This is a genomic window from Curtobacterium sp. MCLR17_034 (genome assembly GCF_003234485.1).
Taxonomy (GTDB): Bacteria; Actinomycetota; Actinomycetes; order Actinomycetales; family Microbacteriaceae; genus Curtobacterium; species Curtobacterium flaccumfaciens.
Map to the genome: position 1 here is coordinate 163,548 of NZ_QKTH01000007.1, position 11,767 is coordinate 175,314.

Consider the following 11,767-nt stretch of genomic DNA (forward strand, 5'->3'; position numbering starts at 1 on the left):
GCTGAGTCATCGGTGGCGCCGGCGGCTGAGCCCTCGGTGGCGCCTTCGTTCTCCGCGCAGTTCCGTGACGCCGTGCAGAACGCCGGGATCGCCCGCGTGGCACCCGGTGAGGCACCGTCCGGCCGGGCGCTGCTCGGCGCGGTCGGCGGGGTGCGTGGGCTCGCCGAGTCGGTGCTGCCCGGGTTCGCGTTCCTGGTCGTCTACGCGATCACGAAGGAGCTCGTGCCGAGCGTCGTGATCCCGGTGGCGGTCGGGCTCGTCTTCGTGGTGCTCCGGCTGCTGCAGCGGCAGTCGGTGACGATGTCGTTCGCGGGCATCCTCGGCGTCGCGGTCTCGGCCGGCCTGGCGCTCATCACCGGCCGCGCGGAGAGCAACTTCATCCCCGGGATCGTCATCAACGCGGTCTGGCTCGTCGGACTGCTGATCACGCTGGCGATCCGCTGGCCGCTCATCGGACTCGTCGTCGGCTTCCTGCTGCCCGCGAACGAGGACGGCTCGCACGTCGATTGGCGCGCCGACCCGGTCAAGCGCCGCGTGCTGACGGTCGCCACCTGGATCTGGGTCGGGCTGTTCGCGGTCCGGCTCGCGGTGGAGGTCCCGCTGTACCTGACGGCGCAGGTCGAACTGCTCGCCGGGCTGAAGCTCATCCTCGGCGTGCCGCTGTACGCGGCGGTGCTCTGGGTGACCTGGCTGCTGGTCCGCACCGTGTTCGTCCGACGCGACGACGTCGCCCCGGTGTAGAGTTCTCTCGACATCAAGATAGTTCTCGCAGGGCGCGCACGCGTCCTCGGGATTAGGTTTGCCTTGCTGGTGGGACGGTCCACGGCCCGCGAGGATGAGGGCAAACCGATCAGTAGGGAGGCGGCACGGTGGCTGCAGTCAATAGCTTCGGCTCGAAGGACACACTGTCGGTTGGGGGTGTCGACTACGCGATCCACCGGATCGACTCGGTTCCCGGGCACGAGAAGTTGCCCTACAGCCTGAAGGTGCTGCTCGAGAACCTCCTCCGCACCGAGGACGGCAAGAACGTCACCGAGGGGCAGATCCGGGCGCTCGGCTCCTGGCGGCCCGACGCGGAACCCGACACCGAGATCCAGTTCTCGCCGGCACGCGTCGTCATGCAGGACTTCACGGGTGTGCCGTGCATCGTCGACCTCGCCACCATGCGCGAGGCGATGGCGGACATCGGCGGCGACCCGAACAAGATCAACCCGCTGTCCCCGGCCGAGATGGTCATCGACCACTCCGTCATCGCCGACCTGTTCGGCAGCACGGACGCCCTGCAGCGCAACACGGACCTGGAGTACGAGCGGAACGGTGAGCGCTACCAGTTCCTCCGCTGGGGCCAGACTGCGTTCGAGGACTTCAAGGTCGTCCCGCCGGGCACCGGCATCGTCCACCAGGTGAACATCGAGTACCTGGCGAAGGTCACCTACACGCGTGACTTCGACGGCGAGACGTACGCGTACCCGGACACCCTGGTCGGTACCGACTCGCACACCACGATGGTGAACGGCCTCGGCGTGCTCGGCTGGGGCGTCGGCGGCATCGAGGCCGAGGCCGCGATGCTCGGCCAGCCCGTGTCGATGCTCATCCCGAAGGTCGTCGGCTTCAAGCTCTCCGGTGAGATCCCGGCCGGCGTGACCGCGACCGACGTGGTGCTCACCATCACGCAGGAGCTCCGCAAGCACGGCGTCGTTGGCAAGTTCGTCGAGTTCTACGGCGAGGGCGTCGGCGCCGTCCCGCTCGCCAACCGCGCCACCATCGGCAACATGTCGCCCGAGTTCGGTTCGACGGCGGCGATCTTCCCGGTCGACGACGTCACGCTGGACTACCTGCGGCTGACCGGTCGCGACGAGGCGCAGATCGCCCTGGTCGAGGCGTACTCCAAGGCCCAGGGCCTGTGGCACGACGCGTCGGTCGAGCCGAACTACTCCGAGTACATGGAGCTCGACCTCTCCACGGTCGTGCCCTCCATCTCCGGCCCGAAGCGTCCGCAGGACCGCATCGAGCTCACGAACGCGAAGACCCAGTTCGAGCTCGACCTGAACAACTACACGACGCCGTCCGAGCAGACCGACCTCGACGACGCGGTCGAGGAGACGTTCCCGGCCTCCGACCCGATCGCCGCCGGTTCGACCAACGAGGACACTGCGCTGCACGAGCACGTGCACGTGTCGAGCGCACCGTCGACCGCCTCGGCGCCGACGAAGGTCGCGATGGACGGGGCCGACCCGTTCACGATCGACCACGGTGCCGTCGCGATCGCCGCCATCACGTCGTGCACGAACACGTCGAACCCGTCGGTCATGATGGCCGCCGGCATCCTCGCCCGGAACGCCGCGAAGAAGGGCCTCACCGCGAAGCCCTGGGTGAAGACCACCCTCGCACCCGGGTCGAAGGTCGTCACCGACTACTACGAGAAGGCCGGTCTCACCACCTACCTCGAGCAGCTCGGCTTCTACACGGTCGGCTACGGCTGCACCACCTGCATCGGCAACTCGGGCCCGCTGCCCGAGGAGATCTCGCAGGCCGTGCAGGACAACGACCTCGCCGTCACCGCGGTGCTCTCGGGCAACCGCAACTTCGAGGGCCGGATCAACCCCGACGTCAAGATGAACTACCTGGCGTCCCCGCCGCTGGTCATCGCCTACGCCCTCGCCGGGTCGATGCACTTCGACTTCGACAAGGACGCCCTCGGCACCGACCAGGACGGCAACGACGTCTACCTGACCGACATCTGGCCCGACGCGGCCGAGGTGCAGCAGGTCATCGACGAGTCGATCGACACCGAGATGTTCACCCACGAGTACGGCTCCGTGTTCGAGGGCGACGACCGCTGGAAGAACCTGCCGACCCCGACCGGCGACACCTTCGAGTGGGACCAGGAGTCGACCTACGTCCGGAAGCCCCCGTACTTCGAGGGCATGACGATGCAGCCCGACGCCGTGTCGGACATCTCCGGCGCCCGGGTGCTCGCGAAGCTCGGCGACTCGGTCACGACCGACCACATCTCGCCGGCCGGTTCGATCAAGGCCGACAGCCCCGCCGGCCAGTACCTCGCCGAGCACGGCGTCGACCGCAAGGACTTCAACTCCTACGGCTCGCGTCGCGGCAACCACGAGGTCATGATCCGTGGCACGTTCGCGAACATCCGTCTGCGCAACCAGCTGCTCGACGGCGTGGAGGGCGGGTACACCCGTGACTTCACGACGCCGGACGGTGCGCAGTCGTTCATCTACGACGCCTCGCAGCACTACCAGGAGCAGGGCATCCCGCTCGTCATCTTCGGTGGCAAGGAGTACGGCTCCGGCTCGTCCCGTGACTGGGCTGCCAAGGGCACGAACCTGCTCGGTGTCCGCGCGGTCATCACCGAGAGCTTCGAGCGGATCCACCGCTCGAACCTCATCGGCATGGGCGTCGTCCCGCTGCAGTTCCCGGCGGGCGAGACGGTCGAGTCCCTCGGGCTCGACGGCACCGAGATCGTCTCGATCTCCGGGCTGACCGAGCTGAACGAGGGCCGCACCCCGAAGACGGTGCACGTCACCGCGACGCCGAGCGAGCACTCGCCGGCCGGCAAGCAGCCGATCGAGTTCGACGCGGTCGTCCGCATCGACACCCCCGGCGAGGCCGACTACTACCGCAACGGCGGCATCCTGCAGTACGTGCTCCGCTCGCTCGTCTGAGCGTCGTGCGCACGGGTCGCTGACGCGACCGACGACCGGCCTGGAGGCGCGGTGCCAGCTGGCACCGCGCCTCCCGTCCGTTGTCGGGTCCCCGGAATAGAGTGGGCCGACAGCCCCACGAAAGGAGCGCCCGTGAGCCTGCTCGCCAGCATCACGTCGCCGCGCGACCTGAAGCGTCTCTCCGACGCGCAGATGACCGACCTCGCCGCCGAGATCCGACGCTTCCTGGTCGCCGAGGTCGCGAAGACCGGTGGGCACCTCGGGCCGAACCTGGGCGTCGTGGAGCTGACGCTCGCGATGCACCGCGTGTTCGACTCGCCGAACGACCCGTTCGTGTTCGACACCGGGCACCAGTCGTACGTGCACAAGCTCGTCACGGGGCGCCAGGACTTCTCGAAGCTGCGCGAACGCGGCGGGATCGCGGGCTACCCGCAGCGGAGCGAGTCCGAGCACGACATCGTCGAGTCCTCGCACGCATCGTCGTCGCTGTCGTGGGCCGACGGCATCTCCCGCGCGTTCGGGCAGACCGGGCAGACCGACCGCACCGTCGTCGCGGTGGTGGGGGACGGCGCCCTCACCGGCGGCATGACGTGGGAGGCGCTCAACAACATCTCCGACGACAACGACCGTCGACTGGTCATCGTCGTCAACGACAACGGCCGCTCGTACGCCCCGACGATCGGTGGCATGGCGCGGTTCCTGAGCTCCGTGCGCACCCGCCGCGAGTACCGGGCCCTGTACGAGGGCACGCAGGCCGTGGCGGCCCGGTTCGGCGCTCCGGGTCGTGCGGTGTACCGGGGCATGCGCGGGGGCCTGCACGGCTTCCTGTCGCGGCTGACGAACAACGAGGCGCTGTACTCGAACCTCGACATCAAGTACATCGGCCCGGTGAACGGGCACGACCAGCAGGCGATGGAGGCAGCGCTCCGGCAGGCCAAGGAGTACGGCGCTCCCGTGATCGTGCACGCGATCACCGAGAAGGGCCACGGCTTCGAGCCCGCACTGCGCGACCAGGCCGACCAGTTCCACGCGGTCGGGCACATCGACCCGGAGACGGGGGAGTCGCTCGACGCCGCGTCGGGCCCGTCGTGGACCTCGGTGTTCGCGTCTTCCGTGGCCGAAGCCGGCGCCGCGGATCCCCGGATCGTCGCCATCACGGCGGCGATGCTCCGGCCGACCGGGCTGCACCTGTTCCAGGAGCAGCACCCCGACCGCGTGTACGACGTCGGCATCGCCGAGCAGCACGCCGTGACGACCGCCGCGGGTCTGGCCTACGGGGGACTCCACCCCGTGGTGGCGCTCTACGCGACCTTCCTGAACCGCGCGTTCGACCAGGTCCTGATGGACGTCGCCCTGCACAAGGCCGGCGTGACGTTCGTGCTCGACCGTGCCGGCATCACCGGCCCGGACGGCCCCTCGCACCACGGCATGTGGGACCTCGCGCTGCTGCAGGTCGTGCCGGGGATCCGGATCGCCGCGCCCCGCGATGCTGCGACCCTGCGCGAGGAGTTCCGCGAGGCGATCGCCGTCGACGACGCCCCCACCGTGCTGCGGTGGTCGAAGGGGCAGGTCGGACCGGACATCCCCGCGGTCCGTCGGCTCTCCGATGGTGTGGACGTCCTGCACGCAGCCGCGGACGACGTCGAGGACGTGCTCTTCGTCGCCGTCGGGTCGATGGTGCCGGTGGCCCTCGAGGCCGCGGCGCTGCTCGAGGCGCAGGGCATCGGCGTCACCGTCGTGGACCCGCGCTGGGTGGTCCCGATCCCCGCGTCGCTGATCGAGCTGTCGCGGACGCACCGACTCGTGATCACCATCGAGGACGGCGTGCGGGTCGGCGGCGTCGGGACCCGGCTGCGGCAGGACCTCCGTGCCGCCGGGGTCGACACCGGGGTCAACGAGCTCGGGCTGCCCGACGCGTTCATCGACCACGCGACCCGGTCGCAGATCCTCGCCGACGCGGGGCTGACGGCGCAGGCCATCGCCCGCGACGTCATCGACCAGGTCGTCGGGACGAAGCTGCCGCAGGCGAAGCCCGCGCGGTCCCGCGAGTCGGCGGCGTCCGACCGCTGACCGCTCGGCCGCGGCAAGCTGGTTCCGTTCCGGTCAGCAAGACACCGGTGTTCGCGCTCCACGCCGCACTTTGCGCGTGTTCGGTGCGCGAACACCGGTGTCTTGCGTGCTGGGCCCTAGCGGGAGGCGGGGCCGACGATCCGGGGCTCGTGGAACGTGCCGCCGAAGACCCGCTCGGACGCACCGCTGCGGTCGAGGTACGGGCTGATCCCACCGGCCTGGAACGGGTAGCCGGCACCGAGGATGAGCCCGAGGTCGATCTCCTCGACGTGCTCGACGACCCGGTCCTCGAGCATGCGGTGCAGCTCGTCGGCCAGGGCGTCCTCGAACCGGCGCTGCATCTCGGCGGCGTCGACCGGCTTCGCGTCCTTCTTGGAGGGCGCGACGAGCTTCACGGCGGCGGGGTCGTACCCGGTCGCGTTGCCCTTCTTGTCGCGGGTCAGGATCGTCCCGTGCTCGGCGATCTTCTTCAGCCCGTCACCGGGGTAGAAGCGCTCCGGCCAGGCCGCGTGGTGCGAGTCGAGCACGTGCGCGCCGACCGGCAGCCCGACGAGCTCGAGCAGCTCGAACGGCGACATCGGCAAACCGAGGGGCGCGGCACCCTGGGCGACGGTGTCGAACGAGGTGCCCTCTTCCACGCCGCGCATCGCCTCGCCGAGCACCCGCGCGAGCACCCGGTTGACGACGAAGCCCGGCTGGTCCGCGGTGATGATCGCGGTCTTCTTCAGGGTCTTCGCGACGGCGAGGGCGGTGACGAGGGCCTCGTCCGAGGTCTTCGCCGCGCGCACCACCTCGAGCAGCGGCATGACCGCGACCGGGTTGAAGAAGTGGAAGCCGACGAGTCGCTCCGGGTTGGTGAGGACCGACGCCATCTCGTCGACGGAGAGCGACGACGTGTTCGTGGCGAGGATGGCGTCCGGTGCGATGACCTGCTCGATCTTCCGGAGGACCTCCTGCTTGACGGTCATCTCCTCGAAGACGGCCTCGATCACCCAGTCGGCGTCGGCGAAGGCGTCGTAGGACACCGAGCCGCTGACGAGTGCGGTGATGCGGTTCGCGTCGTCGGGGGAGATCCGGCCCTTGTCGAGCAGCTTCGCGACCTCGCCGCGGATCCGCTCGACGCCGGCGTCCACACGGGACTGGTCGACGTCGGTGATGACGACGGGGACGCCGAGACGTCGGGCGAACAGCAGCGCGAACTGCGACGCCATCAGCCCGGCGCCGAGGACGCCGACCTTCGTGATCTTCTTCGGTTCGACGCCCTCGGGAGCGCCGACGGGCTTCTTTGCACGCTTCTGCACGAGGTCGAAGGCGTACATCGACGCGGCGAACTGGTCGCCCGAGATGAGGTCGGCGAGGGCCTCATCCTCGTCTGCGAAGCGTTCGTCGAGCGAGCCCGACTTGGCGGCGGCGACGAGGTCGAGCGCCCGGAACGGCGACTTCGGCACGGTGCCGATCTTCGACGCGACCTGTCCGCGGGCGACCTTGACGACGGTGCCCCAGGCGGCCTTCTCGAGCATGCCCGGTTCGTTCTTCCGAACCACCTTGGTCGTTCCGGTGATGACGCCGTCCGCCCAGGCCACGGCCGAGGGCAGGAACGTGACGGACGGGACGAGCACGTCGCCGATGCCGATCTCGACCGCGGCCGGACCGTCCATCAGGCGGTTGTTCTTGAGCGGGTTCTCGACGATGACGCGGAGCGCGCGCTCCGGGCCGATCAAGCGGGGGAGCAGCGTCGCGCCGCCCCAGCCGGGGATGATGCCGAGGAACACCTCGGGCAGGCCGATGCCCTGCGCCGCGGACGAGAACGCCCGGTAGGTGCAGTGCAGGGCGATCTCGAGCCCACCGCCGAGCGCCAGGGTGTTCACGAACGCGAACGACGGCACCCCGAGGTCGGCGAACTTGCGGAGCGTGGCGTGCCCGAGGGCGGCCAGGTCGTGGGCGGCCTCGCGCGACGGGACCGCCGCTGCCTGCGACAGGTCGGCGCCGGCGGCGAAGCAGTACTCCTTGCCGGTGATCGCGACGCCCTGGATCGTGCCCGCGGCGGCCTCGGTCTTCAGGGTGTCGAGCACGCCGGACAGCTCGCGGAGCGTGCGGGGCCCGAGGGTGTTCGGCCGCTTGTAGTCCTTGCCGTTGTCGAGCGTGATGAGCGCCAGCGTGCCACCCGAGGGCATCGTGACGTACTTGACGAACGAGTGCGTGACGACCTCGTCCTCGCTGAGTTCGGCCAGTCGGTCGTTGTCGACGATGGTCATGGTCACGCCCCCTTCCGAGCCGAACGCTCGGCCGACTTGCTGTGGTTCGGGTTCTCCCAGATGACGGTGCCGCCCTGGCCGAGCCCGATGCACATCGTGGTGATGCCGTACTTGACGTCCGGTCGCTCGGCGAACTGTGCGGCGAGCTGGTTCATCAGCCGGACACCACTCGACGCGAGCGGGTGGCCGACGGCGATCGCGCCGCCCCAGGCGTTCACGTTCGGGGAGTCCTGGGCGATGCCGTAGTTGTCGAGGAACGCGAGCACCTGGACGGCGAACGCCTCGTTGATCTCGAACAGGCCGATGTCGTCGATCGACAGGCCGGCCTTCGACAGGGCCTTGTCGGTCGCGGGGACCGGGCCGACGCCCATGACCTCGGGCTCGACGCCGGCGAAGGCGAACGAGACCATGCGCATCTTCGTCGACAGTCCGTGCTGCTTCGCACCGTCCTCGGACGCGAGCAGGCTCATGGTCGCACCGTCGTTCAGACCGGCTGCGTTGCCGGCGGTGACCCGTCCGTGGGGCCGGAACGGCGTCTTCAACGCGGCCAGCGCCTCCAGGGTGGTCCCCGGCCGCGGCGGCTCGTCGGTGCTGACGACGTCCCAGCCGTCGCCCTTGTTGACCTCGACCGGGATGACGTCCGGCTGGAGCTTCCCGTTCGCCCATGCGGCGGCGTAGCGCTGCTGGGACTGGACGGCGTAGGCGTCCGTGCGGTCCTTCGTGATCGCGGGGAAGCGGTCGTGCAGGCGCTCCGCGGTGGCGCCCATGACGAGGGCGTCGCTCGAGACCATGCGCTCCGCGACGAAGCGTGGGTTCGGGTCGGCGTTGAAGCCCATCGGGTGCCGGCCCATGTGCTCGACACCACCGGCGATCGCGATGTCGGCGGCGCCGAAGGCGATGGCACCCGCGAGCGTCGTGACGCTCGTCATGGCACCGGCACACATGCGATCGATCGCGTAGCCGGGAACCGACTTCGGCAGACCAGCGAGCATGCCCACGGTGCGGCCGAGCGTCAGCCCCTGGTCACCCTGCTGCGTGGTGGCCGCGACGGCGACGTCGTCCACCGCTGCGGTGTCGAAGGTGTTCCGGTCGAGCAGTCCGCGCATCGCGTGCACCGCGAGGTCGTCGGACCGGGTCTTCCAGAACACCCCCTTCTCGCCGGCTCGTCCGAACGGTGTGCGAACGCCGTCCACGAACACGACGTCTGATGCCTTTGGCAATCCGGGCCTCCCAGATCCTCATCGATCGGGCCGGAACGCAGGTCGCTCCGGCCTGGCCGGGCCTCGCCCGGCGACCCTCCCGACGCTATGCCCCCAGCCTGGGCGGCCGCATGCCGGTTGGGCAGTTCCTACGACTCGTCGTCGTCCGTCGCCGCGGGCCGCTGTGCAGCAGCCACAAAGGCCGAGGCGATGATCGACGCGAGTTCCTCGACCTGCCACGGGCGGGCGTCGTGCTCGGCGAGGGCGGCGCCGACCAGTTCGGTCGACGGCGGCGACGGCGGGGCCCACGACACGAGCCGGAGCGTCTCCGGCGTGAGCAGGTTCTCGAGCGGGATGTCGAGTTCCTCGGCACGCTTCGTCACCGCCGCGCGCGCGGCCTTGTACCGGCGGTCGGCGGCCGGGTTGCGGTCCGCCCAGGCTCGGGGCGGGGGCAGGGTGGCCTCGCCGGCACCGCGCAGACGGGGGAGGTCCTCGGTGGTGCGGCCTTCCTCGACGGCGGCCCACCAGCGGTCGAGCTCGGAACGGCTGGCGCGGCCCGTGAACGTCTTCAGCGCACCGAGTTCGGCGCGGGACTCGGGTGCAGCGGCCGCGGCGGCGACGATCGCCGAGTCGGGGATCGTGCGCCCGGGGGCGATGTCCGCCTGTCGGGCGTACTCGTCGCGGGCGAGCCAGAGCGACCGGGCGATCGCCAGTGCTCGCGCACCACGGAGCGCGTGCATGCCGGACAGGCGACGCCAGGGCTCGGCACGGGCGGGCTTCGGCGCACGGTGCAGGACCGCGTCGAACTCCTCCTGGGCGATCCGGGTCTTGCCGGCCTCGTCGAGCTTCTCGGCGAGGGCATCGCGGAGGTCGGGCAGCAGCTCGACGTCGAGCGACGCGTAGACGAGCCACGACTGCGGCAGGGGACGGGTCGACCAGTCGGCGGCCGAGTGCGCCTTGGCCAGGGTGATGCCGAGCAGCTGCTCGACGACGGCGCCGAGGCCGACGCGGGGGAACCCGGCGATCCGGGCACCGAGCTCGGTGTCGAAGATGCGCGTCGGGACGAGGCCGACCTCCTGCAGGCACGGCAGGTCCTGCGAGGCGGCGTGGAACAGCCACTCCTCGTCGACGATGGCGGCCTGCAGCTCCGAGAAGTCGCCGATCGGGATCGGGTCGAACAGGAACGCACCGGCACCGCGGCGGAAGACCTGGATCAGGTAGGCGCGCTGCGAGTAGCGGTAGCCGCTGGCGCGCTCGGCGTCGACCGCGACGGGGCCGTGGCCGGCGGCGATGGCGGCGACCGCCTCGAGGTAGTCCTCGCGGGTGTCGATGACCTTGACGGCGTCGTGCGACGCCTCGAAGGCGGGGCCGGCGGCGGCAGCAGTCGGGCCGGCAGCGGCAGCCGGAGCAGTCGAACCGGCAGCCGTGGCTGCGGGCGCAGCCGGGCCGGTCGATCCAGCGGCGTCCTGGGGAGCGGGGTCGGTCACTTGGCGAGCCTCCTCGGGGCCAGCAGGGTCACGCCGTCCGATGCGGGCGGCAGACCGGCGAGCATGGCGACGATGTCCTGCCAGGCCCGGACGTGTGCGGTGAGGTCGTCGCCGCGTGGTGTCCACGACGCGCGGAGTTCCAGCTGGGCGCCGTCGCCCTGTGCGGCGAGGTCGCCGTACCCGCGCGAGATGATCTTGGTGGCTGTGCCCGAGGCGTGGTCGTACGTCGCACCGTGCGACTCGAGCGCGTCGACGAGCCAGCTCCAGGTGACGTCGGCGACGAACTCGTCGACGCCGATCTCCGGCTCGAGCGGCGCCTGCGCGAACGAGACGACACGGAACGCGCCGCCCCAGCCCTCGGGTTCTTCCGGGTCGTACAGGGCGATGAACCGACCGGTCCCCAGGTCCGACTCGACGCCGTGCGCGGTGCCGGACACGTCCGCCGCCAGGGCGATCGAGAACGGTGCGATCCGGGTCGGCGAGGGGATCTCGGTGACGGTGGTCTCGGCACGGCCGCTGCCGCCGGACACGAACGCGCGGAGCCGCGCGAAGGCGTCGGGCTCTCGGGTTTCGGACACACATGCAGACTAGGCTCCGGGCCATGTCCCGATCCGCGCGACCCGCCGAGGACGTCGTCCAGGAGACCGCTCGATCGGCCGGGTTCATCGCACTCGGCGCCGGTCTGGCAGCTGCCGCGGTGGGGACGGCCGTCATCGGTGGCTTCGTCGCCGCCGTCGCCCGTGCCGTCGTCACCCCCGACCGCAAGCGCAACGAACGCGTCCCTATCCACGCCGTCGACCCGGTCCGGAAGACCGTCACGATCGAGCGCACGGCCGACACCGAGCTGCAGGGCCGCTACTCGCTCTGGTTCGGCGGCGGCACCGGCCACATGCGCGTCGGCGAGGTCCTCGGCACGACCGACACCACCGTCACGCGCCGCATCATCGCGATCGACGCCGGCGACCCGACCGCCGCACGTCGCGGACGCTGGGGCGGCTGGTTCTACCTGACCCCGGGCGAACTCGACGTGCCCGTCGAGGACGTCGACATCCCCACCCGTCTCTTATACA

The 11,767-nt window shown here is 70.5% G+C and carries 7 protein-coding genes and 1 pseudogene; 4 read left to right on the forward strand and 4 right to left on the reverse strand.

The genetic code is table 11. The features are described 5' to 3' along the window. The first annotated feature begins 36 nt into the window (after window positions 1-36). From DEI98_RS09785 to dxs, 3 genes are all read left to right on the forward strand, one after another. Entirely contained in the window at window positions 37-741 is a 705-nt protein-coding gene (locus DEI98_RS09785) for a DUF3159 domain-containing protein (protein WP_258370793.1), read from the forward strand. Window positions 742-869: 128 nt separating this feature from the next. After that, window positions 870-3,686 carry an aconitate hydratase AcnA gene (gene acnA / locus DEI98_RS09790; protein WP_111100634.1) on the forward strand — a complete coding sequence of 939 codons (2,817 nt, stop codon included), beginning with the start codon at window positions 870-872 and terminating at the stop codon, window positions 3,684-3,686. 132 nt (window positions 3,687-3,818) lie between these two features. Beyond that, window positions 3,819-5,756 (forward strand): 1-deoxy-D-xylulose-5-phosphate synthase, encoded by a 1,938-nt coding sequence (gene dxs, locus DEI98_RS09795; protein WP_111100635.1) that lies wholly within the window; start codon window positions 3,819-3,821, stop codon window positions 5,754-5,756. A 116-nt stretch (window positions 5,757-5,872) separates the two neighbouring features. On the opposite strand, the gene DEI98_RS09800 is transcribed toward dxs, so the two are convergent. The 4 genes from DEI98_RS09800 to DEI98_RS09815 all read right to left on the reverse strand — a co-directional run bounded on the left by DEI98_RS09800 (window position 5,873) and on the right by DEI98_RS09815 (window position 11,275). Then, entirely contained in the window at window positions 5,873-8,011 is a 2,139-nt protein-coding gene (locus tag DEI98_RS09800; protein WP_110863847.1) for a 3-hydroxyacyl-CoA dehydrogenase NAD-binding domain-containing protein, read from the reverse strand. A gap of 2 nt (window positions 8,012-8,013) precedes the next feature. Beyond that, window positions 8,014-9,231 (reverse strand): thiolase family protein, encoded by a 1,218-nt coding sequence (locus DEI98_RS09805; protein WP_110863846.1) that lies wholly within the window; start codon window positions 9,229-9,231, stop codon window positions 8,014-8,016. 128 nt (window positions 9,232-9,359) lie between these two features. After that, window positions 9,360-10,697 (reverse strand): HRDC domain-containing protein, encoded by a 1,338-nt coding sequence (locus DEI98_RS09810; protein WP_375334813.1) that lies wholly within the window; start codon window positions 10,695-10,697, stop codon window positions 9,360-9,362. Beyond that, window positions 10,694-11,275: a DUF3000 domain-containing protein gene (locus DEI98_RS09815; RefSeq protein WP_017886108.1), complete on the reverse strand. Its 582-nt coding sequence runs from the start codon at window positions 11,273-11,275 to the stop codon at window positions 10,694-10,696. Before DEI98_RS09815 ends, DEI98_RS09810 begins: the two co-directional genes overlap by 4 nt. A 23-nt stretch (window positions 11,276-11,298) precedes the next feature. On the opposite strand from DEI98_RS09815, the pseudogene DEI98_RS09820 reads away from it, so the two are divergent. Beyond that, window positions 11,299-11,767, forward strand: a pseudogene (locus DEI98_RS09820) (hypothetical protein); the annotation flags it as partial.

What these genes read in the sequence shown, in the direction of transcription:
- DEI98_RS09800 (WP_110863847.1), bottom strand. Translation starts at nt 8,011, where the DNA reads ATGACCATCGTCGACAACGACCGACTGGCCGAACTCAGCGAGGACGAG.